At 70.0% G+C, this 25,759-nt stretch carries 20 protein-coding genes; 14 read left to right on the top strand and 6 right to left on the bottom strand.

Annotation, left to right across the window (positions count from 1 at the left end; translation table 11 throughout):
- The first annotated feature begins 141 nt into the window (after positions 1–141).
- The 5 genes from ACSMFO_RS07180 (at position 142) to ACSMFO_RS07160 (ending at position 7,760) form a co-directional block, all read left to right on the top strand.
- Positions 142–771, top strand: a complete 630-nt coding sequence (locus ACSMFO_RS07180; protein ID WP_436457564.1) for a peptidase inhibitor family I36 protein — start codon at positions 142–144, stop codon at positions 769–771.
- Between the two features lie 79 nt (positions 772–850).
- Positions 851–2,302, top strand: coding sequence for a hypothetical protein (locus ACSMFO_RS07175; RefSeq protein ID WP_436457652.1), 1,452 nt, complete (start codon positions 851–853; stop codon positions 2,300–2,302).
- A 47-nt stretch (positions 2,303–2,349) separates the two neighbouring features.
- Positions 2,350–3,090, top strand: a complete 741-nt coding sequence (locus ACSMFO_RS07170) for a hypothetical protein (protein ID WP_051071906.1) — start codon at positions 2,350–2,352, stop codon at positions 3,088–3,090.
- Between the two features lie 12 nt (positions 3,091–3,102).
- The gene (locus tag ACSMFO_RS07165) at positions 3,103–7,566 is read left to right on the top strand and encodes a hypothetical protein (RefSeq protein ID WP_436457563.1); all 4,464 of its coding nucleotides are present in this window, start codon (positions 3,103–3,105) and stop codon (positions 7,564–7,566) included.
- Positions 7,563–7,760, top strand: a complete 198-nt coding sequence (locus tag ACSMFO_RS07160) for a hypothetical protein (RefSeq protein ID WP_436457561.1) — start codon at positions 7,563–7,565, stop codon at positions 7,758–7,760. Before ACSMFO_RS07165 ends, ACSMFO_RS07160 begins: the two co-directional genes overlap by 4 nt.
- A 93-nt stretch (positions 7,761–7,853) precedes the next feature.
- On the opposite strand, the gene ACSMFO_RS07155 is transcribed toward ACSMFO_RS07160, so the two are convergent.
- Positions 7,854–8,801 (bottom strand): AraC family transcriptional regulator, encoded by a 948-nt coding sequence (locus tag ACSMFO_RS07155; protein ID WP_436457560.1) that lies wholly within the window; start codon positions 8,799–8,801, stop codon positions 7,854–7,856.
- An 86-nt stretch (positions 8,802–8,887) separates the two neighbouring features.
- On the opposite strand from ACSMFO_RS07155, the gene ACSMFO_RS07150 reads away from it, so the two are divergent.
- From ACSMFO_RS07150 to ACSMFO_RS07110, 9 genes are all read left to right on the top strand, one after another.
- The gene (locus ACSMFO_RS07150; protein WP_038515539.1) at positions 8,888–9,310 is read left to right on the top strand and encodes a nitroreductase family deazaflavin-dependent oxidoreductase; all 423 of its coding nucleotides are present in this window, start codon (positions 8,888–8,890) and stop codon (positions 9,308–9,310) included.
- A gap of 374 nt (positions 9,311–9,684) precedes the next feature.
- Positions 9,685–12,783: a glycosyltransferase gene (locus ACSMFO_RS07145; RefSeq protein ID WP_436457558.1), complete on the top strand. Its 3,099-nt coding sequence runs from the start codon at positions 9,685–9,687 to the stop codon at positions 12,781–12,783.
- Entirely contained in the window at positions 12,776–13,969 is a 1,194-nt protein-coding gene (locus ACSMFO_RS07140) for an acyltransferase family protein (protein WP_436457557.1), read from the top strand. Before ACSMFO_RS07145 ends, ACSMFO_RS07140 begins: the two co-directional genes overlap by 8 nt.
- A gap of 47 nt (positions 13,970–14,016) precedes the next feature.
- Positions 14,017–15,198: a winged helix DNA-binding domain-containing protein gene (locus ACSMFO_RS07135; RefSeq protein WP_436457556.1), complete on the top strand. Its 1,182-nt coding sequence runs from the start codon at positions 14,017–14,019 to the stop codon at positions 15,196–15,198.
- A gap of 184 nt (positions 15,199–15,382) precedes the next feature.
- Positions 15,383–16,387, top strand: a complete 1,005-nt coding sequence (gene gap / locus ACSMFO_RS07130; RefSeq protein ID WP_038515534.1) for a type I glyceraldehyde-3-phosphate dehydrogenase — start codon at positions 15,383–15,385, stop codon at positions 16,385–16,387.
- A gap of 9 nt (positions 16,388–16,396) precedes the next feature.
- Positions 16,397–17,605 carry a phosphoglycerate kinase gene (locus ACSMFO_RS07125; protein WP_436457650.1) on the top strand — a complete coding sequence of 403 codons (1,209 nt, stop codon included), beginning with the start codon at positions 16,397–16,399 and terminating at the stop codon, positions 17,603–17,605.
- Complete coding sequence (gene tpiA / locus ACSMFO_RS07120) at positions 17,605–18,390, top strand: triose-phosphate isomerase (RefSeq protein ID WP_034311753.1); 786 nt, start codon at positions 17,605–17,607, stop codon at positions 18,388–18,390. The genes ACSMFO_RS07125 and tpiA overlap by 1 nt, the downstream gene beginning before the upstream one ends.
- 139 nt (positions 18,391–18,529) lie before the next feature.
- On the top strand, positions 18,530–18,760 hold the full coding sequence (gene secG / locus ACSMFO_RS07115) for a preprotein translocase subunit SecG (RefSeq protein WP_016333144.1): 231 nt from the start codon (positions 18,530–18,532) through the stop codon (positions 18,758–18,760).
- A gap of 65 nt (positions 18,761–18,825) precedes the next feature.
- Positions 18,826–19,167: an RNA polymerase-binding protein RbpA gene (locus ACSMFO_RS07110; RefSeq protein WP_034311760.1), complete on the top strand. Its 342-nt coding sequence runs from the start codon at positions 18,826–18,828 to the stop codon at positions 19,165–19,167.
- A 7-nt stretch (positions 19,168–19,174) separates the two neighbouring features.
- Here the strand turns inward: ACSMFO_RS07110 and ACSMFO_RS07105 are convergent, their stop codons facing one another.
- From ACSMFO_RS07105 to ACSMFO_RS07085, 5 genes are all read right to left on the bottom strand, one after another.
- A complete protein-coding gene (locus ACSMFO_RS07105) occupies positions 19,175–20,377 on the bottom strand; it encodes a sensor histidine kinase (RefSeq protein WP_073847003.1) in 1,203 nt (400 codons plus the stop codon).
- 474 nt (positions 20,378–20,851) lie between these two features.
- Positions 20,852–21,607: a 6-phosphogluconolactonase gene (gene pgl, locus ACSMFO_RS07100; protein WP_436457553.1), complete on the bottom strand. Its 756-nt coding sequence runs from the start codon at positions 21,605–21,607 to the stop codon at positions 20,852–20,854.
- The gene (gene opcA, locus ACSMFO_RS07095) at positions 21,604–22,617 is read right to left on the bottom strand and encodes a glucose-6-phosphate dehydrogenase assembly protein OpcA (protein ID WP_436457552.1); all 1,014 of its coding nucleotides are present in this window, start codon (positions 22,615–22,617) and stop codon (positions 21,604–21,606) included. Before opcA ends, pgl begins: the two co-directional genes overlap by 4 nt.
- Positions 22,614–24,143, bottom strand: a complete 1,530-nt coding sequence (gene zwf, locus ACSMFO_RS07090) for a glucose-6-phosphate dehydrogenase (RefSeq protein WP_038515523.1) — start codon at positions 24,141–24,143, stop codon at positions 22,614–22,616. Before zwf ends, opcA begins: the two co-directional genes overlap by 4 nt.
- Complete coding sequence (locus ACSMFO_RS07085; protein WP_436457550.1) at positions 24,140–25,759, bottom strand: glucose-6-phosphate isomerase; 1,620 nt, start codon at positions 25,757–25,759, stop codon at positions 24,140–24,142. The genes zwf and ACSMFO_RS07085 overlap by 4 nt, the downstream gene beginning before the upstream one ends.

Raw genomic sequence — 25,759 nt, 5'->3', positions numbered from 1 at the left:
TCCCTGATCGGTTGTCCGACACGTCCACGACAGCAGCATCACGTGGCGCTGACCAGGGAAAACGATGTCGCGGCGTGTCGCGGTTCGTCCCGCGACACCGTGACCGGCTGCGACACAATGGCGATGGGGAGGGGATGGACCATGTCCACTGCGAAGGACTTCGGCGCGCAGTTGCGCGAGGTGCGCGGAAGGCTCACTCAGGAATGCGTCGCCAAGCGCTCCTTGCTCGGCCAGGACGCGCTGACCCGGCAACGGGTGTCCAACATCGAGAACGGCCTGCTGCCGACGGCGGGGCAGTTGCGCTGCTATCTGCACGGCTGCGGGAAGCCCGAACTGTTCGAGCGCTTCGACCGGATCCGGGGCGAGGTGAAAACGAGCCCGCCCGCCGGACCGTGGCGAAGACGCGTGCTCCGGGTGGGCTCGGCGGTGGCCGCCGGGCTCGCCGCCACCGCCGTGGTGCTCGTGCTGGCTTCGGATCGCTCCGGCTCCGCTCCGGCGGCCACGGTCGTCCCGGAGTGCGCGGAAGGTTTCCTCTGTTTCTGGCCCGAACCCGGTTACGGCGGGGCCAAGGTGCAGCTGCCGCCGGATTGGGCGAGTGACGGACGTCAGTGCGCCGCGTTGCCGTTCCCGGCGAGGTCGATGGTGAACCGCAGCGCGGAGCGGCACTGGGGCTACGCCGGACGGGACTGCGCGGGCGGGGACCGGACGATTCTGCAGCACCGAGGCGGCGCCGAAACCTCGATCCTGATCCAGTCCTACGTCCACACCTGAGCTCCACCCGGTCACCCGTGCGGGGTGAAGGGGACGGCGACTAGCCTGGCCTGCTGTGCGAGACGACGAGCTGACCGGGATGGGGCTGGCCGACGAGGGGCTGACGCGCCGCCTCAAGGCGCTGGCCTGCACAGCGCCCTTGCACGACCTCGACGCGCGCAAGTCGAAGCTGGACTGGGCGGACGCCACGATCTACCAGATGGCCGAGATCGCCCTGCACACGATCGACCAGGTCACCGTGTCGATGGACTTCGACACCGGCGCCGACCACGATCAGGTGATCGCGCGCCTGCTGCCGTTCGTCGCGCTCCAGGCGCCGGGCCGGACGCCGGACGAACACGCCAAGGTCGCCCGGTGGGTGCTCGACAACCTGATCAACGTCGGCACCACCGATCGCGGGTTCCGCCGCGTCTACGGCTCCATCGGCCCCGGCGGCGGCTACCAGCGCCGCCAGTTCGACTTCAAGCTGCTCGTCGAGCTGGCCGCGCCCGACGGCGAGGTCTACCTGCGCGCCACCGACGAGGCGATCAACGTGCTCGTCGGCGCGCTGGACACCGACGTCGAGTCCGCCCAGATCGCGGCCGAGGTCAAACTTGAGAACCTGATCAACCGCGGCCGCCTCGCCGACGCGAAGCTCGCCGCCGAACAGGCCCGCTACCGCACTGTCCAGTACGGCGAGACGCTGCGCGCCAAACTCGACGCCACCCGCCGCGACGTGCGCGCGGTCGACTGGGAGCGCGAGGTCCCGGATCTGCTGGATCAGGCGTTGTCCCATATCGAGTCCCGGTTCCGCGCCGAGAACGCGATCCTCAAGAACATCACCGCGTCGCGGGACGAGACCGAGGACCTCGACCGCAAACGCCGCGCCGCGGAGCTCGTCGACATCGTCGGCGACTGCATCCGCCGCCACACGCGGCTCCAGTCCCGGCTCGCCGACGCCGGTGCGGTGTTCCGCGCCGAACAGGACCGCCAGCAGTTCTCCGGACCGCCGCAGCGTGCCACGATCGACCTGTTCGGCCAGCTCCTGATGCCGACGCTGCGCCTGCCGATCGCCCAGGCCGTCGCGCCGGCCGAGTCGTTCTTCCACGCCGGTGCCGGGATCTCGCCGCCGACCGTGCCGTCGCTGTCCTCGCTGGTGTCGCTGCTGTTGCGGCCCGCCCCCGAACGCGATCAGCTCGTCGGCGAGATCCCCGAGCCCGAGCTGATGCCCGCCGACGTCACCGACAAGTTCGGCGACGAGCAGTGGCGCCTCGCCGACGACCTGCTCGACCTGCCGGAGGTGCCGCGACGGCTGTCCGGGCTGCTCGAAGAGGCCCGCCGGATCGATCCCGCGTTACCCGCCCTGGTCGCCCTGCGGGCGGTGCACGCCTACAGTCCCGAGGTCGGCGCGGCGCTCCGGCTGGGGGAGCGTCAGGTGCTGCTGGCCGTGGACGACGGCACGCTGCTCGAAGATCCCGAGTTCGGCGGAGCGGATCTGCTGCTCTCGTCGGCCACGGTCGATCGCCACGAAGAAGAGGAGGAGGTCGCGTGACGACCAACGGGGACGTCGAATCCGCGGCCCGGCTCGTCTCGTTCGGCATGCGCCCGAAGCAGCTGCCGTCGCGGGACGTCGTGTACGGCGACCTGGTCCGGCGCTACGGCGAGGACAGGGCGTTCAAACAGCTCACGCACGCGGTCGCGGCCGGGCTGGGGCTGATGGTGCTGGAGGTCAACCTCCAGGCCGGTGCCGTGCTGGCGGCGACCGACGAATCCGTCTTCGAGATCAAGATGGACAGCTACGCGCGGCAGAGCAAGATCCGCGAACGCCGCGAGACCGAGAAGGTCCTGCACGGGCTCGTCCACCTGGCCACCGCCGCGCTCGGCTACCCGCGCCCGGACGATCTCGCCAACGACACCTACATCGGTCGCGTCAGTGTCGAGCAGGTGGACGCGATGGTGCGCGAGGCCTGCCGGATCCTCGACGAACGCGCGGCGGAGGCCGAAGCGAACAACGACCCGCTGGCCGACGCGCCCGAACTCGAACAGGCGTGGCGCGCCTACGCCCGGCGTCCGGCGGCCGCCGCGACCAAGGACGGCAGGCTGTCGTCGGACACCACGCGCGGCATGGTCGCGCGGGCCCTGCGGTTCCTCGCCGATCAGGGCTTTCTCGTCCAGGTCAGCGGGGAACAGGGCGGGACCTACCGGACGACACCGCGCTATCAGGTGCAGGTGCGGGAACTCGCCGCCGACGCGGCCTTCGACGATCTGCTCGAGCTGAACGTGGTGTCGGTGGCCAACGGCGGCGGGACGTTGCGCGCGGCCGCTTCGGACACGCTTTAACAAGGGGAGTCGATGTACGAGCTTTCGCGGGTTCGCCTGCACTCGGTGGGCCCGGCAGGCGCGCGGTACCAGGACGTCGTGCTGGACTTCAGCGGCGTCGGCGCCGCCATCACCGCGCCCAAACAGGACGCGTTGTTCAGCGCGGGCATCCATCTGGCGGGGGAGGGGCCGCCGCGGCGCCCGTCGCCGGCGAGCGTGCTGTTCCTGGAGAACGGCGGCGGTAAATCCGTCCTGATCAAGCTGATCTTCTCGGTCATGCTGCCCGGCCGCCGCCAGGTCGTCGGCACGACGAACACCAAGGTGCTGGAGAAGTTCGTCGCCGCCAAGGACGTTTCGCACGTCGTGCTGGAGTGGCTGCAGGTCGAGACCGGTCACCGGGTGATCACCGGCAAGGTGTCGGAATGGCGCGGGCACGTGGTGTCGGCGGACTCGGAGAACCTCGTCGATTCCTGGTACTGCTTCCGGCCGACGCCCTCGCTCGATCTGGACTCGCTGCCGCTGACGTCGGACGGCAGGCTGCTGACGATGTCCGGTTTCCACGACCAGCTCGACAAGGTGCACGGCGGCGAGCCGGAACTGGAGCTGTTCTGGACCCGGCGGCACCACGAATGGACGTCGCGGCTCGATGGTCTCGGCCTCGACACCGAGCTTTTCCGGTACCAGCGCGCGATGAACGCAGGGGAGGGCGAGGCGGCCGACGCGTTCGCCTTCAGCACCGACGAAGCGTTCGTCGAGTTCCTGTTGCGCGCGGTGCTTTCGGAGGAGGAGCCGAAGGATCTCGCCGAGGTCGTCGCGACGTACGCGCACAACCTCGCCCAGCGCGGGGATCTGTTGTCGGAGCGGGACTTCGTCGCGGGCGCGCTCGACCTGCTCACGCCGCTGGCGGACGAGGAAGGCGTCGCCGCCGCGTCACGGAAGCTCGCCGACGCGGCCCGTGCCGAGATGCGGACACTGGCCGGTCAGGTCGCCGCCCGCGACAAGCTGGAGAACGAGCGGCTGAGCGGGCTCGAACAGCACGTCGACGAGGTGAAGTCCGCGGAGAAACTGGCCGAGGGCGACCACCGCCGTCTCACCGCCGGGGTCACCGAACTCCGCCGCCTGGTCGGGAAACTGCGGCTCGACGAGGCGCAGGAGAGCAAGAAGCGGATCGACGGCGAACTGGCCGAGGCCAAGACCGCGGCCGAGGCCTGGCGTGAATGCGCCACCGTGCTCAACCACCTCAACGCCGCCCGTAAGGCCCGCGATTTCCGGGAACTGGTGGGCAATCGCGAGCAGAAGGCGCAACCGGCGCTGCAGGCGCGCAACGCCGCCGCGGGCGCGCTCGCCAGGGGACTGCTGGGGCTGGCCAAGAACGCCACCGAGCAGGCGGCGAAGGCCGAAGCCCATGTGGGCGCCCTGCGGGCCGAAGCGGAGAAGGCGCAGGCGGAACGCGACGAGTCGGCGAACCTCGCGGCCTCACGCCGGGCGGAGGCTCGCGGGCTGGGGACGCGGATCGCCGAAATCCGGGAGGAGATCGCGGAAACCGTCCGCTCCGGCGCGCTCAAGGCCGGGGCGGACGTCGCCGAAGCGGCGCGCGCGGCCAGGGCCGAGGCCGAGACGACCGCCGCGGAACTCGTCCGCCGGGAACAGGAACTCGAGCGTGTCGCCGAGGACCTGCGTGCCGCGCAGGCCACGGTCAACGACGCGCACCGGCTCGCGGGGTCCACAAAGGACCGATTGGAACGCGCCGCCGACGAACTCGACCGCGCCAACCGGCGCACCGACGCGCTCGCCGTCGAGCCCCGGCTGAGCGAACTCCTCGGCGCGGACGACGTCTCGCTGGAGACGGATCTCCCGGTGCTGCTGGAACGGCTCCGCGAGGCGGGTTCGGCCGCGGAGAAGGAACAGACCGCGCTGCGGATGGAGGAATCCGTCGACGAGCGCGCGCTGCACGCGCTCGGTTCCGGCGGCCTCCTGCCCGCTCCCGAAGAGGTCCAGGCCGCGCTCGACGCGCTGGAGGCCGCCGGGATGAACGCGTGGTCCGGCTGGCGCTATCTGTCCACTTTGGACAAGAAGCGGCGGGCGGCCGTGCTGGCCCGCGCGCCCCAGCTGGTCTCGGGGATCCTGCTGAACGAACCGGAACAGGTCCGGCTCGCCGAGAAGGTCCTGGCGGAGCGGCGGCTGCTGCCCAGCACGATCATCCCGGTCGCCACCACCGAGGCCACCACGACCGACCGGCTGCCGGGTGAGGCCGGGATCGAGTTCCTCGTGCCGCCCAATCCGGCGATGTACGACGAGGAGGCCGCCGACGCCGAGCGTGAGGCCATCGCGCTCCGGCACGCGGAACGCCAGCGACGGCTGGAGGCGCTGGCGACGTCGCTGGCCGACGACAGCGCGCTGTCGTGGAAGCTCAAGACCTGGCGCGAGGACTACCCGCCCGGCAGCATCGCGACGCTCGCCGAGCAGCTCCAGAACGCGCGCACCGCGCACGAGACCGCTCGGACCGCCTTGGAGCAGGCCGAAAAGGAGTTCCAGCGGCTCGGCGAGAAGGCGACCGGGCTGCGGGAGCGGATCCCCGAACTTCGCACGGCTTCGGCCGAGGCGGGGGAGCGCGTTCGCGGGCTGGAAGCACTCGCCACGCGTGCCGCGAAGATCCCCGAGTGGACGGACGACGTCGAACGCGCCACCGAGATCGCCGAGCGAGCCGAGGCCACGGCGTCCGAAGCCGCGGTGAAGGCTTCGCGGCTGCGCGAGCAGGCGGGCGAGGAACAACGCACCGCCGACGGGCACCGGCGTACGGCGACGACCGCGAAGGCGGAACTGGCCGAGGTGCCGGGATCGAGCGACGTCACCGAGGACGACACCGTGCCCGCCGAACCGGTGGACGCGTTGCGGCGCACCTTCGCGTCGGCTTCCGAGGCGTACGCGAAGGTGGAGGTCGGCAGCGATCTCCGGGCCGAACTTGACCAGGCCGAGAGCGTCGAGGCGTCCGCGCGGGCGGCACTGGAGGCGTTGGACGACGTCGTCCGCGAGCGGGCTTCGGCACTGCTGGAGACGCCGGACGGCTCCGACGCTTCGGCGCGGGCCGCGGCGCAGGCGCGGGCGAACCGGGCCGTCGCGGTGCTGGAGGAGGAGCGCACCGAGATCGTCGGGCTCGTCGCGACCCGCAAGGCGGAACTGGGCCAGCTGCCGGAACAGCCGTCGGCGCTCGCCCTCGACGCGCGGCCGAAGGACATCGAACACGGCCTGGAGCTGATCGACGAAGCCGGCCTCGAAGTGTCCGCCGCCGCGAGGAAATGGGAGGAACTGCAGGAGCGCCGCGCCGCGGCCGAAGCGACGTTGGAGTCCGCGAAGACGTCCGCGTCCGGCTTCGGTCTGCTCGCCGAATCGATGGCACACCTGTTGTCCAAAGAGGACGACGAGGTGGCCTTCGACGGCGACGTCGAATCCGCGCGAGCCAAGCATTCCCGGCTCAACACCGCGCTCACCGAGGCGCAGGACTCGGCCGACGCGGGCGACCGCCGGGTGCGGGCCGCGGCCGACCAGCTGGCGCAGTACGCCACGGACAAGCGGTTCGAAAAGCTCAGCACACCGGTGCGGCAGCAGGTGATCTCGGTCCGCCGCGACCAGCTGCCCGCCCACGCCGCGGAATGGGCGGAGGCGCTGCGGCCCCGGTTGCGCACGCTCACCGACGATCTCGCGCAGATCGACCGGCACCGCGGCGGCATCATCACCCGCCTGCAGGGCATGGTCGACGGCGCGCTGCGCACCCTCCGTGCGGCGCAACGGGTTTCGCGGCTGCCCGACGGTCTCGGCGACTGGTCTGGCCAGGAGTTCCTGCGGATCCGCTTCACCGAACTCGAAGAGAACGTGCTCGCCGAGAAGCTGGGCGAGGTCGTCGACGAGGCCGCGGTGGGGAAGACCTCCGACGGCCGGGACGTCAAACGGGACGGGCTTTCGCTCGTGCTGCGCGGCGTGCAAGCCGCCGCTCCCAAGGGTTTCCGGGTCGACATGCTGAAGCCGGACTCGGTGCTGCGGACCGAACGGCAGCGGGTCTCCGAGATCCGGGACGTGTTCTCCGGCGGGCAGCAGCTGACCGCGGCGATCATCCTGTACTGCACCCTGGCGGCGCTGCGGGCGAACAACCGCGGCAAGGCCCGCAACCGGCATTCCGGCGTGCTGTTCCTCGACAATCCGATCGGCCGCGCGTCGGCGGGCTACCTGCTGGAACTGCAGCGCGCGGTCGCGGAGGCGCTGGGTGTCCAGCTGATCTACACCACGGGCCTGTTCGACGCCGGCGCGCTGAGCGAGTTCCCGCTGATCGTGCGGCTGCGCAACGACGCGGACCTGCGGGCGGGGCGCAAGTACCTGTCCGTCGACGCGACGATCCGGAACGCGACCGACGAACTCGGCGAGCCGGACGGTGTGGCGCGGCTGTCGGCGACACGCCTGTTCACGCGGCCGTCGGAGGAGCCTGAGCAGGAGGAGACGGCGTGAGCCACAGGGTGGCACGATCTTCGGAACCGGTCCGGCGAGATCATGACGCGGTCGAGCAGAGCGAAACCTTCACCCTGACCCGTGACCGGTTCGCCGCCGGCTCGGCGAACGCTCCGCTGATCGACCTGGACAGGTTCCGTGCGGATCTCGACGACGCTTTCGCCGGGGAAGCGGACGATCGACCGGTCCGGTAGCCCGTGAGTGATTCGGCGCACTCGCTCGCGTGTACATGAAGGCCCCCTTCCTGTACCTAGGCGCAAGGAAGGGGGCCTTCATGTACTGGGGACTCACGCGACAGGCGCGGCCGGTCTGAGACTTTTCCGCGTCGACGTCCGGTACTGCCCGGGCGCTTGGTCGCGGGCGCGCCGGAAGGCCCGGCTGAACGCGTACACCGACGTGTAGCCGACCGAGCGCGCGATGGTGTCCACCGTGTCGTCGGTGTCGCGCAGCCGGACCGCGGCCAGGTCCATCCGCCACAGGGTCAGGTAGTCGCCGGGCGTCCGGCCGGTGGTTTCGCGGAACCGGCGGGTCAGTGTGCTGCGTGAGGTCGCCAGTTCCGCCGCGAGCAGGTCGGTGGTCCAGGGTTTCGCCGGGTCCTCGTGGATCTTGGCCAGCGCCACGCCGATCAGCGGATCGCCGAGGATGCCGAGCCAGGTTCCCCGCGTCTCGGCCGGTTTCTCGGTCCGCCAAGCGCGGAGCAGCTGGACCAGGAGGATGTCGACGAGCCGGTTGAGGACGAAGTCGGTGGCGATCTGCGGGCTCGCCAGTTCCCGCGACAGCAGCCGCACGGTGTCGTCCAGCCCGTCGCGGCCGCGGTTCGCGCGGATGTGCACCAGTTCCGGCAGGGTGGCGAGCACCTGGGTGGACACCGCCGGGTCGTAGTCGTAGGACGCGCCGAGGACATGGGTCTCGACCTCCCCGGAGCCCAGGCGCAGCACGCCGCCGCAGTCCCGTGCCTTTTCCGCCGCGGTGCACAGATTGGGAATGATCGCGACGTCCGGGGCGCTGCGCAGGGTGTGCTCCGGCCCGTTCGGCAGCAGGACGACGTCGCCGGGCATGAGCTGCCGCGGCGGGTGCCCGGCCAGTTCCAGCCAGGCCGTCCCGCAGGTGATCGCGTAGAAGGCGGCGCGGGAGATGCCGTGCCAGAGGATGCCCCACGGCCCGGACGCCTCGATACGTGCTCCGGCGGTGCCCCGGACACCGCCCACGGCGAGCACTTCGGCCAAGAGGTCCATAGCGGCGATGGTAGTGCGACAGACGGATATGTTCATGGCCTTTTCGAGCATCGATACGGTCACTCGGTGCGCCATACGATCGAGGCATGACAGACACCTTCGACTTCGACAAGATCAACCGAAGCGTGATCGCCGAGTTCCGCGAAACGGGCGGCAAGGCGGGCGGCATGTTCGAGGGCTACCCGCTCGTCCTCGTCCACCACACCGGCGCGAAGTCCGGTACCGAGCGGATCGCGCCGCTCGTCCCGCTCCTAGACGACGACCGGATCTACATCTTCGCGAGCAAGGGCGGCGCCGACGACAACCCGGCGTGGTTCCACAACCTGGTGGCCAATCCGGACACCAAGGTCGAGCTCGGCACCGAGACCTTCCCGGTCCGCGCGCGGGTGCTCGCCGGCTCCGAGCGCGACGAGGTCTACGCCAGGCAGTCGGCCCTCATGCCGCAGTTCGCCGAGTACCAGAGCAAGACCAGCCGGGTCATCCCGGTTTTCGAGCTGGAGCGCGTCTAACCCCGCGTGAGACCCGCACTCGCGTGATCGAAGGCGGAACTCGCGTGATCAGAGGCGGAACACCCGAGTCGTGATCAGAGGCGGAACACCCGAGTGCGGCCTCCGATCACGCGAGTCACGTCTCTGATCACGCGAGTCACGCCTCCGCTCGCGGCTCAGTTCGAGGTGATGAGGTAACCGATCACGGCGGCCTCCAAGACGATCACCAGCATCACGATCACCACGAGGCCCAGGTTGCGCTCCCGGCGTGAACGATCCGACTCGGTCACTGTGGGTCGCTCCTTCCGCGCTCTTGGTTCCGGCATCGGTACTTTCTCACCAGAAGTATCGGTATCCCGCACGGACCCCGGCAAGGCCCCGGTAACCTCCCGCGCATGGCGGGCTCCGAAGACTCCCAGCGGTTGATCGGATGGACCGGCGAGCGGTGTGTGCCGTGGGCCGGGGATATCCAGATGATCTACGAGCACTACCACCGATACGCGCTCGCCGCCCGGTTCGTCGCGGGCAAGCGCGTCCTCGATCTCGCCAGTGGCGAAGGATACGGCGCGGCGCTGCTGGCCACGACCGCCGCCGAGGTCGTCGGCGTCGACATCGACGAGCCGGCCGTCGCGCACGCGCGAGCCACCTACGCCGGGCGGAAGAACCTCAGCTTCGTGCAGGGCTCGATCATCGACCAGGGGCTGCTCTCCGACGCCGGCCGGTTCGACGTGATCACCTGTTTCGAAGCCATCGAACACGTCGTCGAGCACGACGATCTGCTGAGCCTGGTCCGGGTCCGGCTCGCCCCCGGCGGGATCTTCCTCGGCAGCACCCCCGACATCCGGGTCTACAGCCACGAACACGGCAACGACAATCCCTTCCACGTCAAGGAGTTGACCGAGGAGGAGTTCCGTGCGCTCCTCGGCGGCCATTTCGGGAACGTGGCCGTGCTGAGGCAGAACGTCGCGGTGGGTTCGCTGCTGGCCGCCGTCCCCGGCGAGCCGCACGCGAGCGGACCGGCGCTGAACCAGAGCCTGACCGGGAACGCCGAGGACGGCTGGACGGTCACCGACGGCAGCCCGCACACGTACCTGATCGGGATCGCCTCCGACGGCCCGCTGGACGCCGTCCCGGCCGTCAGCACCCTGCTCGATCCCCGGCTCTCGTTGCTGGGGGAGATGCGGGACCAGGGTGCGGCGGGGCAGGCCGAGGCGGCGGCGGAGCTGGCCCGGCTGAAGGAGGAACGCGACCGGCTCACGGCCGAGGTCGCCGAACTCCGCCGGGAGGCGGAACTGGACGCGGCGCGGCTCGCGTGGCGGACCGAAACCGCCGAGCGGTACAGCGCCGAGGCGGCCCGCCTCGCCGAGGAGAACGCGGTACTGAGCGACGGGCACTCGGCCGCGGTGAACCGGCTCGTCAAGAAGTACCGGGGCGCCGTCGAGAAGTACGCGCCGAGGGGCAGTGCGGTCCGGGGCGCTTACGAGCGCGTGCTCGGGCGCACCGACGAGGTCCCGCCGGAAGGACACGGGCTCACCCCGGTGGCCGTGAGCACCAGTGCCGAACCGCTGGTCAGCATCGTCATCCCGGTCCACGGTCACTGGGACCACACGCGGCAGTGCCTGGAATCGATCGAGGCGGGACGGCCACGGATCCCGTTCGAGGTGATCGTCGTCGACGACGATTCGCCCGACGCGTCCGCGCGGGTGCTCGCCGAATGTCCCGGCGTGCGGCTGGTCCGCACCGGCACCAACGTCGGTTTCCTCAAGGCCGCCAACCTCGGCGCCGCCGAGGCCCGTGGCGAACTGCTGGTCCTGCTGAACAACGACACCGAACCGAAGCCGGGATGGCTCGACTCGCTGGCCGAGGCGGTCTACCGCGACGACCGGATCGGCATGGCCGGCGCGAAACTGCTCTACCCGGACGGCACCCTGCAGGAATGCGGCGGGATCGTGTGGGCGGACGCCGGTGCGGCGAACTACGGCCACGGTGACGACCCGGACGACGCCCGCTACGCCTCGGTCCGCGACGTCGACTACTGCTCCGGCGCGGCGATCATGATCCGCCGCGAACTCTTCGAACGGCTCGGCCGGTTCGACGAGCGCTACGCGCCCGCGTACTACGAGGACACCGACCTGGCGTTCGCGGTGCGGGCCGCCGGTTTCCGGACCGTGGTCGAGCCTGCCGCGGTCGTGGTGCACCACGAGGGCGTCTCGCACGGCACGGATCCGGACTCGGGCCACAAACGGTTCCAGACGATCAACCGGCCGGTGTTCGCCGAGAAGTGGGCGGACGCGCTCGCCGGGCAGATCGCCGGGCCGAGCCCGGCGGGGCTGTGGCTCGGTCGGCAGCGGATGCCGGGGAAAGCACCACGTGACACCGGAATCGTGCTGATCGCCGATCTCCGGGTGCCCACCCCGGACAAGGATTCCGGCTCGGTCCGGATGCGCAGGGTCGTGGACGAGCTGCTCGCGCTCGGGCAGCGGGTGGTGTTCTGTCCGATGGACGACGGGCAGCCGCCGGAATACGCCGAAGACCTCAGGCGCGCCGGCGTCACCGTTCTCCTCGACCCGGCCGACCGCGAGAAGTTCCTCGACGAGGCGGGCAGCGCCTTGAGCCTGGTGCTGCTGTCCCGGCCGACGGTCGCCTGGCATATGGCCGAGCGGATCCAGATCTGCGCGCCGCAGGCGCCTCTGGTCTACGACACGGTCGATCTGCACTTCGTCCGGCTCGGCAGGGAAGCCGATCTCGTCGAGCGGATCGGTGATCCGGCGATCGCGGTGATGCTGCGGCGGCGGGCCGAGCTGTACCGCGAGCTGGAGCTGGCGCTGGTCCGGTCCGCCGATCGCACGCTGGTGGTGTCCGAGGCCGAACGGGACCTGCTCGCCGAACTCGTGCCGTCGGCCAAGGTCGACGTGCTGTCCAATGTGCACCCGTTCAGCAGCGAACCCGCCGCCCCCGAAGGCCGGTCGGGCGCGATCTTCGTCGGCAGTTTCGAACACGGCCCGAACCGGGACGCCGCGTACTGGCTGGCCGGGGAGATCTGGCCCGCCGTGCGGCGGAAATGCCCGTCGGCCGAGCTGGAGCTCGTCGGCGCCGATCCCACCGGCGAGCTCCAAGCGCTCGCCGGTGACGGTGTCGTCGTCCGAGGCTGGGTCGCCGACCTCGGACCGGGTTACGCCGCGGCGCGGCTGGCCGTGGCGCCGCTGCGATTCGGCTCCGGGGTCAAGGGAAAAGTGGGCGAGAGCCTCGCCTTCGGGGTGCCGGTGGTCGGTACCCCGCTGGCCTTCGAGGGTATGCGGCTGCGCGACGGCGAAGAGGTGCTGACCGGTGAGACGGCCGAGGAGATCGCCGAGAAGATCGTTACCCTGCTCACCGATGACGCCTTGTGGCAACGGCTTTCGGACTCGGGCCGGGTCGCCGTCGCGGACCAGTTCGGGCCAGGGGTGGCTCGCGCGACCCTGAGCGGACTGCTCGCCCCGGTGGTCCATGAGTAGCCGGGGCGCGAAGACCTACGCGAAACCGGACACCGGATTCGCCTGGCTGCGGATGTTCGGGGCGATCCTGGTCGTCTTCGAGCACTGTTTCCCGATCATCGAACCGACCCGGATCACCAGCCTGCCGTCGAGCTGGAACATCTCGCTGGGGTACTTCGCGCTCATGGGCTTCTTCGCCATGAGCGGCTACCAGATCGCGGACAGCTGGCGACGTGACTCCTCGTGGTGGCGCTACCTGCTCAAACGGGTGCTGCGGATCTGGCCGCCGCTGCTGTTCGTGGTCATGGTGACGGCGTTCGTGATCGGGCCGCTGGTGACGGTGCTCAGCCCGCGCGAGTACTGGGGCAACCCCGACACCTGGGGTTACGTCGTGCACAACGCGATGCTGTACCCGTTGCAGCACCTGCTGCCGGGGGTGTTCACGGAGAATCCGTACCCGTATTCGGCGAACGGTTCGATCTGGACGCTCCCGATGGAGACCACCGGGTATCTGATCGTGCTCGTGGTCGGCCTGGTGGGCGGCCTCGCCCGCGGCCGGATCGTCCTGTTCCCGCTGCTGCTGGGGTTCATGGTGGCGGACGGGATCATGGGGGCCTCGGTGGGCTTCCAGGGCGACGCGGGCACCTTGTTCAGCGTGCCGCTGGGGTCGATGGTGGCGTTCCTGGTGGCGTTCGTCCTCGGGATGCTGCTGCACGCCTACCGGGACCTGATCCCGTTGCGCCCGGCCGTCGCGTACGCACTGGTGGCGCTCTACCTCGTCGCGAACTTCACCCCGCCCATCGAACCCGCGACGCGCTTCATCCTGCCCATCGCCGCGGGTTACGGCGCGATCACCTGGGCCTACCACTGGCCGCGCCGGCTGGAGGGCTACGACCAGTGGGTGTATCCCAGTTACGGGATGTACGTGTGGGGAATGCCGGTGCAGCAGCTGTACACCCTCGCCGGGGTGCGCGACTCGTATCTGCTGATCGTGCTCGCGGTGCCCACCGCGTACCTCTGCGGGCTGGTGTCCTGGCGGCTGATCGAACGGCCGACCCAGAAGCTGCGCGTCTACCTCCGGGTGCCGGACGAACGCCGGTCGGGCGACGGAGACCGCGCGCCGAATCCGGACAACGAGATCACCCAGGTGATTCCGGCCGTCCCGCCCGCGTTCCCGACTCGCCCGGGCGTCGGCTCGGGCGGCTGACGGCCGATCCGGCGGTTTTGTCGGGCCCCGGTGATAGAACCGATCCCGTGACCCCCAAGATCGACACCGCGCAGCGCCGCGCCCGGCTCGCGACGCGTCATCGCCTCACCACGCCCGCCGAGTCGGTGCTCGCCGCCGCGGACGCGGTCGTCGCGCTGCACGCCACGGATCCGGCGTCGGTGCACCTTTCGGCGTGGGCGCGCGTGAAGGGCGACGGCGTCGCCGAACTGGAGAGCGCGCTCTACGAAGAACGCACGCTGATCCGGATGCTCGGCATGCGCCGCACGGTCTTCGTCCTCGGGCACGAGAACGCGGCCCTCGTGCAGGCCGCGTGTTCCGCCGACATCGCCAAGAAGCAGCGCCGCCTGCTCGAACAGCATCTCGGCACGCAGGGACATCCGGAGAACGTGCCGGAGCCGGCGCGCTGGCTGGCCGAGGTCGAGGACGCGACGGAGCGCGCGCTGAAGGCCCGCGGTTCCGCCACGGCGCAGGAGCTTTCCCAGGACGAGCCGCGCCTGAAGCAGCAACTCCTGATGGCGAAGGGAAAGCCGTACGAGGCGATCGCCAACGTCACCAGCCGGGTCCTGTTCCAGCTCGCGGTCGACGGCCGGATCGTGCGCGGCCGCCCGCGCGGCAGCTGGATCAGCAGCCAGTACTACTGGGCCCCGATGGAGGGCTGGCTGCCGCAGGGCCTCGACGGCTGGGACGCCGACGCCGCCAGGGTCGAGCTGGCCCGGAGGTGGCTCTATGCCTACGGGCCGGCCCCGATCGCGGACCTCCGCTGGTGGACGGGCTGGACGGTCGGCCAGACGAAGAAGGCGCTCGCGGAGATTCAGCCGGTCGAGGTCGATCTAGACGGCGTCCCCGGCGTGGTGCTCGCCGACGATCTGGAGCCGGTCGCGGAGCCCGAGCCCTGGGTCGCCCTGCTCCCGTCCCTCGACCCGGCGGCGATGGGGTGGATCGAGCGCGACTGGTACCTCGGACCGCACAAGGCGCCGCTGTTCGACGGCACCGGCAACATCGGGCCGACCGTCTGGGCCGACGGCCGCATCGTCGGCGGCTGGGCGCAGCGGCCGGACGGCGAGGTCGTCCATCACCTCCTGGAGGACGTGGGCGCGGACGTCGAACGGGCCGTCGAGGCGGAGGCGAACCACCTGGCCGAGTGGTTCGGAGAGGTGCGAGTCACGCCACGGATGCGCACACCGCTGGAGCGACGACTAGCACAGTGAAGCTGAGAGTTTTCCCAAGACGTCCTGGTAGCGACGCACTTAATCGATTCTTGACCTGACCCACCGAGTGGTGGAAGTCTCGTCAGGGCAAAGAGGGCCGCCCGAGCACGCACGCTAGGGTTGCGCCCGAGTAAAGGACGTCTTACCGGGGCGATCCCGGACGAGTCTCAAGGGAGTGGCAGCAGTGACGGTTCGCGTAGGTGTCAACGGCTTCGGCCGCATCGGCCGCAACTTCTTCCGGGCCGTGCAGGCCGCCGGTCACGACATCGAGGTGGTCGCGTTCAACGACCTCGGCGACGTCGCCACCATGGCCCACCTGCTGAAGTACGACTCCATCCTCGGCCGCTTCCCGGGCGAGGTCAGCGTCAGCGACGAGGGCATCGTCGTCGACGGCAAGACGATCAAGGCCCTCGCCGAGCGCGACCCGGCCAACCTGCCCTGGGGCGACCTGGGCGTGGACGTCGTCGTCGAGTCGACCGGCTTCTTCACCAACGGCGACGCCGCCAAGGCACACATCGCCGGTGGCGCCAAGAAGGTCATCATCTCCGCGCCCGCCAAGGGCGAGGACCTGACCGTGGTGCTGGGCGTCAACGACGACAAGTACGACGGTTCGCAGACCATCATCTCGAACGCGTCCTGCACCACCAACTGCCTCGGCCCGCTGGCCAAGGTCCTCAACGACGCCTTCGGCATCGAGCAGGGCCTGATGACCACGATCCACGCGTACACGCAGGACCAGAACCTGCAGGACGCGCCGCACAAGGACCTGCGCCGCGCCCGCGCCGCCGCGCTGTCCATGGTCCCGACCTCGACCGGTGCCGCCAAGGCCATCGGCCTGGTCCTGCCGGAGCTCAACGGCAAGCTCGACGGCTACGCGGTCCGCGTCCCGGTCCCGACCGGTTCGGCCACCGACCTCACCGTCACGCTGACCAAGAGCGCGACCCTCGAGGAGATCAACGCCGCGTACAAGGCCGCCGCCGAGGGCCCCCTGGCCGGCATCCTGCGCTACAGCGACGACCCGATCGTCTCGGCCGACATCGTCACCGACCCGGCGTCCTGCATCTACGACGCGCCGCTGACCAAGGTCATCGGCAACCAGGTCAAGGTCGTCGGCTGGTACGACAACGAGTGGGGCTACTCCAACCGCCTCGCCGACCTCGTCAAGCTCGTCGGCACCAAGCTCTCCTGAGCCATGGCGCTGAAGAACCTCGAAGACCTGCTGGGCGAGGACGTCTCAGGCCGGTACGTGCTCGTGCGTTCCGACCTGAACGTCCCGCTCGACGGGGACAAGATCACCGACGACGGCCGCGTCCGCGCGGCCCTGCCGACCCTCAAGCGCCTCGCAGAGGCGGGCGCGAAGGTGGTCGTCACGGCGCACCTCGGCCGTCCCAAGGGCGAGCCGGACCCGAAGTTCTCGCTCGCGCCCGTCGCCGCGAAGCTCACCGAGCTGCTCGGCGTCGACGTCCCGCTGGCGGGTGACCTGGTCGGCGAGTCCGCCAAGGCCACCGTCGCCGGTCTGACCGACGGCCAGGTGGCCCTGCTGGAGAACGTGCGTTTCGACGCGCGCGAGACCAGCAAGGTCGAGGCCGAGCGTCAGGAGCTGGCCGCCGAGCTGGCCGCGCTCGTCCCCGGCGGCGCGTTCGTCTCCGACGGTTTCGGTGTCGTGCACCGCAAGCAGGCCTCGGTCTACGAGATCGCGCGGGCGCTCCCGGCGTACGCGGGCGGCCTCGTGCTGGCCGAGGTCGACGTCCTCAAGAAGCTCACCGAGGACCTCGCGCGGCCGTACGTCGTCGTCCTCGGCGGCGCGAAGGTGTCGGACAAGCTGGGCGTCATCGCCAACCTGCTGACCAAGGTCGACAGGCTGCTCATCGGCGGCGGCATGGCGTACACCTTCCTCAAGGCCCAGGGCCACGAGGTCGGGAACTCGCTGCTGCAGGAGGACCAGCTGGACCAGGTCCGCGGCTTCCTCGCCGAGGCGGAGAAACGCGGCGTCGAGCTGATCCTGCCGGTGGACGTCCTCGCCGCGACGGGCTTCGCGGCCGACGCGGAGTTCGACGTCGTCGACGCGACGGCCATCCCGGCCGGCCGCATGGGTCTCGACATCGGCCCGAAGTCGCGTGAGCTGTTCGCGGGCAAGCTGGCCGACGCGGCGACCGTGTTCTGGAACGGCCCGATGGGCGTGTTCGAGTTCGAGTCCTTCGCCGGCGGCACCCGTGCCGTGGCCGAGGCGCTGGTCGAGAGCGACGCCTTCACCGTGGTCGGCGGTGGCGACTCCGCCGCGGCCGTGCGGCAGCTCGGCCTGCCGGAGGACGGCTTCTCGCACATCTCGACCGGCGGCGGCGCGTCGCTGGAGTACCTGGAGGGCAAGGAACTGCCCGGAGTCGCTGTGCTGGGAGAGAACGACTAGTGGCGCGCAAACCGCTCATCGCCGGCAACTGGAAGATGAACCAGAACCACCTCGAAGCCATCGCGCTGGTTCAGAAGATCGCCTTCGCCCTGCCGGAGAAGTACTACGCGAAGGTCGACGTCGCGGTCCTGCCGCCGTTCACCGACATCCGCAGCGTCCAGACGCTGACCGACGGCGACAAGCTGTCGCTCACCTACGGCGCCCAGGACCTGTCGCCGCACGACTCCGGTGCCTACACCGGTGACGTGTCGGGCCCGATGCTGGCGAAGCTGGGCTGCAGCTTCGTCACCGTCGGGCACTCGGAGCGGCGTGAGTACCACGGCGAATCCGACGAACTGGTGAACAAGAAGGTCAAGGCCGCGCTCAAGCACGGCATCACGCCGATCCTGTGCGTGGGGGAGAAGCTCGAGGTCCGCGAGGCCGGGGAGCACATCGCCCACACCACGACCCAGCTGGTCGAGGGCCTCAAGGGGCTCAAGGCCGAGCAGGTCAAGGACGTCGTCGTCGCCTACGAGCCGGTCTGGGCGATCGGGACCGGCAAGGTCGCGACCCCGCAGGACGCCGAGGAGGTGTGCGGAGCCATCCGCGCCACCCTCGCCGAGAAGTACGGTGCCGAGGTCGCGTCCTCGGTCCGGGTGCTCTACGGCGGCTCGGCCAAGGCCAACAACATCAGTGACCTCGTCGCCTGCGAGAACATCGATGGTGCGCTCGTCGGTGGTGCCAGCCTGGATGGTGACGAGTTCACCAAACTCTGCGCACTCGCCGCGGGCGGGCCCCTGCCCTGATCGGGGCACCTACCGGGTAACCTGGGTATCCGGTCCGTCACACAGCAGTGGACGAGTCCAGGAGTACGGTGTGTCCTGGTGGCCAAGAGCCGCCTGTGCACACCGTTTTCCTGCATTCTCCAAGAGCGCAGAGGATGACATGAAGCTGTTCCTGCAAATCCTGTTGATCGCCTCCAGCGTGCTGCTGGTGGTCGCCGTGTTGCTGCACCGCGGCCGTGGTGGCGGTCTGTCTTCGCTGTTCGGTGGCGGTATGCAGTCGAGCCTCTCCGGCTCGAGCGTGGCCGAGAAGAACCTCGACCGGATCACGCTGCTGCTGGGCGCGGTGTGGCTGATCAGCATCATCGGCCTCGGGCTCCTGCTCAAGGTCTGATCGATCCAGGTGTTTCGGCGTGCCTATGGGGGGCGCGCCGCCGATCCCTATAGGTGTGAGGATTCATGGTTGGCGGTAACGCGATTCGGGGCACCCGTGTGGGTGCCGGGCCTTCGGGCGAATCGGAGCGGGGTGAGTCGGCGCCGCGGCGCCGTATTTCCTACTGGTGCGCCAACGGGCACGAGGCACAGCCCTCGTTCTCGATGGACGCCGAGATTCCCGACGAGTGGGACTGCCCGCGTTGCGGGCTCCCCGGTGGGCAGGACGAGAAGAACCCTCCTGCCGCGCCGCGGACCGAGCCTTACAAGACTCACCTCGCGTATGTGAAGGAACGGCGTTCCGACGCCGACGGCGAGGCCATCCTCGCCGAGGCGCTGGAGCGGTTGCGCCAGCGCCGGGAGATCTAGCAGCCGCTCACCGGTCGAGCGGGTACCGGGCACGCACCCGGAACCCGCCGTCCTCGGTGTCGGCGGTTTCGAAGCTCCCACCCAGCAGTCGAGCGCGTTCGGCCAGCCCGGTCAGCCCGTGCCCTCCCGAGGGCAGGGCCGCACCGGGGGTCCGAGCGCGCTCGTTGCGTATTTCGACCTTGAGCGAACCGTGCTCGCCCTGGATCCGGATGGTCGCGGTGGCGCCCGGTGCGTGTTTGTGCACGTTGGTCAGGCATTCCTGCACGGTCCGATAGGCCGCCGCCGAAACCTGGCTGGGCAGCAGATCGGGGATCCGCTCCACGGTGAGGTGCACCGGGACGTCCGAACCGCGGATCAGCCGGTCGAGTTCGTTGATGCCCGGCCGGGGCCCGTCGTCTTCGGAGCCCGAGCGGAGCACGCTCACGAGTGAGCGCAGTTCTTCGAGGGTCTTGGTGCTCAGCTTCCGGATGACCTGCGCGGTTTCGAGCGACCGGGCGTCGGTGGTCTGCGCCTGCAGTGCGCCGGCCTGCATCGCGATCAGCGTGATCTGGTGCGAGACGACGTCGTGCATCTCCCGCGCGAGGCGGGCGCGCTCCTCCGCGCGGACGGCGTCGGCGTGGAAGCGGCGTTCGCGGTCGCGGCTGGCGGCGAGTTCGGAGAGCTTCTGCGAGATCTCGGTCCGCGCTCCGATGAGCAGGCCGATGGCCACCGGCATACCGGCGACGATGACGCCGTAGATACCGTCCAGGACGTGTTCGCGCCAGCTGAGCTCGACGAAGTCGGCCAGCGGCCACTGCACGAACCGGCAGGTGAAGACGAGCGCGAACCCGGTCCAGGTCTGCCAGTGCATCTGTTTGCGGGTGGCGAGGAAACCGAGCGCGATCATCGCGGCCAGCTGCGACCACCCCGCCAGGAAGCCGGGGACGGTGACGATCACCGCGAGGAACGGCAGCTTGCGCCGGAAGGCGAGACCGAGGCACGCGGCGCCGGACAGGTAGATCGAGTACGGCTGGGCCTTCTCGGGGATCACCAGCCAGACGTCGAGCGCGGCCAGGAAGATCGCGAGCGTGTCGATGCCCAGCGCGACCAGCGCCGGACGTTTGATCTTGGCGAACGACATGACCCCGGCGGCACGGCGCATCCGGTCGGCGGCGTCCGCTCCGGAGCCGCCCACCGAGATACCTGGCATCGAGAGACCCTCTGTGCTCATCGCTGGCGACCTCACTCGTCTTGTGGACTTGGATGGTGAGACGTGTTCTTCGCCCGATCGGGACGCGCAGGAACGAACAAATGTGCGGATGCTAACGGGTGGATGTACAAGGGCGGTAAGTTTCCCCCAGTCGGGCTAGCGACTGGGCGGTCACTGTCCGTTCTGCGGACAAGTGCATGAACGTTCGGTCGGTCGAATCCACACCGGACCACCCGGGCTCGGTGGTCCGCTGATCATTTCGACGCGCGAACAAGTCCTCCCTGATGCCGAAGTCCGGGGAAGTTGATCTATGTCACGTTTCGTGCTCGCGCGGTGACCCTGCCGCGCGAGTTCCGTGAAGGCCTCCTTCACTACCTTCAGGGTAGGGAAGGAGGCCTTCACGGACTTCCGCCATGAGGGTGTCAGACCCGGATGCGCGCGAAGGCCCCCTTCCCTCGGCTCAGCCGAGGAAAGGGGGCCTTCACGCGCGAAACGTCAGCCCGTAGGCGGCTGATAGACCTTCGTGAGTTTCGAGGCGGAGCCTCGGTCCAGCAGCCAGAGCGTGCGGCGCGAGCCGCGTGCCCCGGCCACCGGGATCTCGACCTCGCCCGCACCGGCCAGGGCCTGCGCGACGGCGTCGGCCTTGGCGTCGCCGCCGGTGACCAGCCAGATGTCCTGCGCGCGACGGATCGCGGGCAGGGTCAGCGAGATCCGGGTCGGCGGCGGCTTCGGGCAGTCGCGCACCGCGACGACCGAGCGTTCCTTCTCGTGCACCGCCGGGCTGTCCGGGAAGATCGAGGCGGTGTGCCCCTCCCCGCCGAGGCCCAGCAGCATGATGTCGAACGCCGGGACGTCGGCGGTCAGGATCTCCGCGTACGCGGCGGCCGCGGCATCGACGTCGTCGCCGAACTCGCCGTCCGAAGGTGCCATGGCGTGCACCCGCTTCGGGTCGAGCGGGACGTGGTCGAGCAGCGCCTCACGGGCCTGCTTCTCGTTGCGTTCGTCCGAATCCGCCGGGACGAAGCGCTCGTCTCCCCAGTAGACGTCCAGCCGCGACCAGTCGATCGCGTCGCGGGCACTGGAGTCACGAAGCTCCCGCAGGATCGCGATCCCGGTGCCACCGCCGGTGAGCACCACCGAAGCGGAACCCTTGGCGGCTTGGACGTCCACGATCCGGGTGACCAGCCTGGCCGCCGCGGCGGCGGCCAGGAGGTCCGGGTTCTCGTAGACGACGACCTCGGTCTTGCTCATGAGGCGCTCTTCGCGGTCGGAGCCTTCTTGGCGGCCGGAGCCTTTTTCGCCGCCGGAGCCGCCTTCTTCGCCGGAGCGGCCTTGGCCGCGGTGCCCGTCGAGATCTTGCCGAGCCCGTTCAGCGAAGCCTCGTAGACCTCGTCCGGGTCGAGCCGCCGCAGCTCCTCGATCAGGCAGTCCTTGTTGTCCCGCCGCTGCAGGGCGATCCGGCGCGTCGGCTGGCCAGGCTGGGTCAGCATGCCGACCCGCCCGTCCGGCCGGTGCAGTTCCACCGGGCCGGAACGCCGGTCCAGCGTCACCGAGATGATGCCCGCCGCGCCACTGCTCTTGACCCGCTTCACCGGCACCTTGAGGTACTCGGCCAGCCAGCCGGCGAGCAGTTCGGTCGACGGCGAGTCGGCCTCGCCGGTCACCGTCGCGCCGGTGACCTTCTCGTACGGCGGAAGGTCCAAAGCGGACACCAGCTGCGCACGCCACCGGGTCAGCCGGGTCCACGCCAGGTCGGTGTCACCCTCCACATAGGACTTCGCCCGCGTGGTGAGTGCCCTTATGGGCGCCTTTTCCGCCGCCGAGTCGGTGATCCGGCGCTGCGCCAGCTCACCGAGCGGGTCCTTGGCCGGAGCCTTCGGACCGGTGCCGGGCCACCAGGTGACGATCGGCGCGTCCGGCAGCAGCAGCGGCACGACCGCGCTCTGCCCCTGCGAGGCCAGCGGACCGTAGAGCCGCAGGACGATGACCTCGCTCGCGCCGGCGTCGCCGCCGACCCGGATCTGGCCGTCGATCCGCGGCGCGGCGGTCCGCGCGCCCTTGGCCACCACGATCACCCGCGAGGGGTGTTCGCGGCTGGCCTCGTTGGCGGCTTCGATCGCCTCTTCGAGCCGATCGTCGTCGTCGGCCACTATGACCAGCGTCAGCACGCGGCCGAGCGCGACCTGCCCGCCCTGTTCACGGATCTCGACGAGTTTCTTGTTCAGCTGCGACGTCGTGGTCGACGGCAGGTCGATGATCACGGACGCCTCCAGTTCCGGCCGGTACGTTCCAGCATCTCATCGGCGGACGGCGGTCCCCACGAACCGGGCGGGTACGCCTCGGGCGCGCCCTTCTTGGCCCAATGGTCGAGGATCGGGTCCAGGATCTCCCAGGACAGCTCGACCTCTTCGTTCACCGGGAACAGCGACGGTTCGCCGAGCAGCACGTCCAGGATGAGCCGCTCGTAGGCCTCCGGGGACGACTCGGTGAAGGCGTGCCCGTAACCGAAGTCCATCGTGACGTCGCGGACCTCCATCGTGGTCCCCGGCACCTTCGACCCGAACCGCAGCGTGATGCCCTCGTCGGGCTGCACCCGGATCACCAGGGCGTTCTGGCCCAGCTCCTCGGTCGAGGTCGAGTCGAACGGCAGATGCGGCGCCCGCTTGAACACCACGGCGATCTCGGTGACCCGGCGGCCCAGCCGCTTGCCGGTGCGCAGGTAGAACGGCACGCCCGCCCAGCGGCGGTTCTGCACCTCCAGCGTCACCGCGGCGTAGGTCTCGGTGGTCGAGTCCTTCGCGAAACCGCCTTCCTGCAGCAGACCCGGCACCTTCATGCCGCCCTGCCAGCCGCCCGCGTACTGCCCGCGCGCGGTGGTCTCGTCGAGCGGACCCAGGGGCTTCGTCGCCGAAAGCACCTTGACCTTCTCCGCGCGGAGGGCGCGCGGAGCGAACGACACCGGCTCCTCCATCGCGGTCAGCGCGAGGAGCTGCAACAGGTGGTTCTGGATGACGTCGCGTGCGGCGCCGATGCCGTCGTAGTAGCCCGCGCGGCCGCCGAGGCCGATGTCCTCGGCCATGGTGATCTGCACGTGGTCGACGTAGTTGGCGTTCCAGATCGGCTCGAACAGCTGGTTCGCGAAACGCAGCGCCAGCAGGTTCTGCACCGTCTCCTTGCCGAGGTAGTGGTCGATGCGGAACACCGACTCCTCGGGGAAGACGTCGTTCACGATCTCGTTGAGCTCCTTGGCGCTCTTGAGATCGCGGCCGAACGGCTTCTCGATGACGACGCGGCGCCAGGTGTCCTCGCTCGCGTCGGCGAGGCCGGAGCGGGCGAGCTGCTTGGTCACCACCGGGAACGCGCTCGGCGGGATCGACAGGTAGAACGCGGTGTTGCCACCGGTGCCACGCTCGGCGTCGAGGTCCTTGACCGTCTGCGCGAGCCGGTCGAAGGCGTCGTCGTCGTCGAAAGTGCCCTGGACGAATCGGATGCCTTCGGCGAGCCGGTTCCACACCGACTCCTTGAACGGCGTCCGCGCGTGCTCCTTGACCGAGTCGTGCACGAGCTCGCCGAAGTCCTGGTGCTCCCAGTCCCGGCGGGCGAATCCGACCAGCGAGAACCCGGCGGGCAGCAGCCCGCGGTGGGCGAGGTCGTAGATCGCCGGCATCAGCTTCTTGCGGGCGAGGTCACCGGTCACGCCGAAGATGACCAGGCTGGACGGTCCGGCGATCCGCGGCAGCCGCTTGTCGCGCGGGTCGCGCAGCGGGTTGTTCCAGGCTCGTGTCACTCGCCGGCCTCCTGTACCGCGCGGACCAGTTCGGCCAGGCCGGCGGCCCGGTCGGTGAGGTGCAGGCGCAGCACCGGACGACCGTGCTCGGCGAGCACCTGGCCGTCACCCAGCGCCTGCGCGTGCTGCAGGACGCCGAGGGTGTACGGCCGGTCCGGGACGTCGAGATCGTCCTCGACGGCGCCGGTGATCTGCAGGAAGACACCGTTCTGGTGCCCGCCCTTGTGGTACTGCCCGGTCGAGTGCAGGAACCGCGGCCCCCACCCGAAGGTGGTCTGGCGGCCGGTCCGCTTGGCGATCTCGCCGCGCAGGACGGCCGTCGACGCGTCGTCGAGCCGGTCGAGGTACGCCTGCACCGCGATGTAGCCGGTTTCCGGTGCGGAATCGAAGAAAGCCCGCAGGATGTCCGCGAGCTTCCCGTCCGTGGCAACGCCTTCCGAGCCGAACACCTCGACCGCGCCGTCCACAGTGGACGGCTCTTCGCCGCCCTTGAGCTTGTCCGGGTTGTCGAGCAGCGAACGCGCGGCCTTCTTGGCGGCCTCGACGTCGGGCTGGTCGAACGGGTTGATCCCGAGCAGCCGTCCGGCGAGCGCGGTGGCGAACTCCCACAGCAGGAACTGCGCGCCGAGCGAGCCGGTCACGGAGATCTTCGCCGCGCCTTCCGCCTGGCCGACGGCCACCGGGGTGGCGTCGCCCTTGGCGTCGGCGAAACCGGGGGAGTCCGGGCCCTCGACGGCGACCGGCAGGAGACCGGTGCCCTGCTTGCCGGTGGACTCGGCGATGAGCTGCTCCGCCCAGTCGGCGAAGCCCTTGATGCCCGATCCGGTATCGGCGATGACGACCTTCTCGGCGCCCTTTTCGTGCGCCGCGCCCCAGGCCGCCGCGAGCTTGACCGCGGGGTTGTCGACGGAGTCGGCGGCCAGCTCGTCGGCCACCGAAGCGGCCTGGTCGAGCAGGCGGGCGACGTCCGCGCCGGCGAGACCGGCCGGGACGAGCCCGAACGCGGTCAGCGCCGAGTAGCGGCCGCCGACGTTCGGGTCGGCGAGGAAGACCTTGCGGTAACCCTCCTTTTCGGACAGTTCCGCGAACGGGGAGCCGGGGTCGGTGACGACCACGATCCGCCGGGCCGCGTCGATGCCCGCGTCGGCGAAGGCCTTCGCGAAGATCCGCCGGTGGCTGTCGGTCTCGACGGTGCCGCCGGATTTCGACGACACGACGATGACCGTCCGCTCCAGGTCACCGGCGAGCGCGTCGGCGACCTGACCGGGGTCGGTGGTGTCGAGGACCGTCAGCGGGACGCCGTCGGTCGCGGTGATGACCTCGGGGGCCAGCGACGAACCGCCCATGCCCGCGAGGACGACGCGGTCGACGCCCTCGGAACGCAGGTCGGTCCGCAGTGCCTCGATCTCGCCGATCAACGGCCGCGAGGACTTGTGCAGCGTCGTCCACGAGAGACGGATCGACGCTTCGGACTCGGCTTCGGGACCCCACAGTGTGGCGTCCTGGGACGCCAGTTTCGATGCGACCTGGTCGGCGACGAGCCGCTCCGCGAACGGAGCGGCTTCGCCGGCCAGGGCGGCGTCGACGATTTCGACGCCGGTCGTTTCCCCTGCCAT

Origin of the sequence: Amycolatopsis sp. w19 (assembly GCF_051373225.1) — a bacterium.
Classification (GTDB): domain Bacteria; phylum Actinomycetota; class Actinomycetes; order Mycobacteriales; family Pseudonocardiaceae; genus Amycolatopsis; species Amycolatopsis japonica.
The sequence above is the reverse complement of the archived record's forward strand: the minus strand, read 5'-3'. Positions and strand labels throughout refer to the sequence as shown.

What these genes read in the sequence shown, in the direction of transcription:
- ACSMFO_RS07180 (WP_436457564.1), top strand. Translation starts at nt 142, where the DNA reads ATGTCCACTGCGAAGGACTTCGGCGCGCAGTTGCGCGAGGTGCGCGGA.
- ACSMFO_RS07175 (WP_436457652.1), top strand. Translation starts at nt 851, where the DNA reads ATGGGGCTGGCCGACGAGGGGCTGACGCGCCGCCTCAAGGCGCTGGCC.
- ACSMFO_RS07170 (WP_051071906.1), top strand. Translation starts at nt 2,350, where the DNA reads ATGCGCCCGAAGCAGCTGCCGTCGCGGGACGTCGTGTACGGCGACCTG.
- ACSMFO_RS07165 (WP_436457563.1), top strand. Translation starts at nt 3,103, where the DNA reads ATGTACGAGCTTTCGCGGGTTCGCCTGCACTCGGTGGGCCCGGCAGGC.
- ACSMFO_RS07155 (WP_436457560.1), bottom strand. Translation starts at nt 8,801, where the DNA reads ATGGACCTCTTGGCCGAAGTGCTCGCCGTGGGCGGTGTCCGGGGCACC.
- ACSMFO_RS07150 (WP_038515539.1), top strand. Translation starts at nt 8,888, where the DNA reads ATGACAGACACCTTCGACTTCGACAAGATCAACCGAAGCGTGATCGCC.
- ACSMFO_RS07145 (WP_436457558.1), top strand. Translation starts at nt 9,685, where the DNA reads ATGGCGGGCTCCGAAGACTCCCAGCGGTTGATCGGATGGACCGGCGAG.
- ACSMFO_RS07140 (WP_436457557.1), top strand. Translation starts at nt 12,776, where the DNA reads ATGAGTAGCCGGGGCGCGAAGACCTACGCGAAACCGGACACCGGATTC.
- secG (WP_016333144.1), top strand. Translation starts at nt 18,530, where the DNA reads ATGAAGCTGTTCCTGCAAATCCTGTTGATCGCCTCCAGCGTGCTGCTG.
- ACSMFO_RS07110 (WP_034311760.1), top strand. Translation starts at nt 18,826, where the DNA reads ATGGTTGGCGGTAACGCGATTCGGGGCACCCGTGTGGGTGCCGGGCCT.
- ACSMFO_RS07105 (WP_073847003.1), bottom strand. Translation starts at nt 20,377, where the DNA reads ATGAGCACAGAGGGTCTCTCGATGCCAGGTATCTCGGTGGGCGGCTCC.
- pgl (WP_436457553.1), bottom strand. Translation starts at nt 21,607, where the DNA reads ATGAGCAAGACCGAGGTCGTCGTCTACGAGAACCCGGACCTCCTGGCC.
- ACSMFO_RS07085 (WP_436457550.1), bottom strand. Translation starts at nt 25,759, where the DNA reads ATGGCAGGGGAAACGACCGGCGTCGAAATCGTCGACGCCGCCCTGGCC.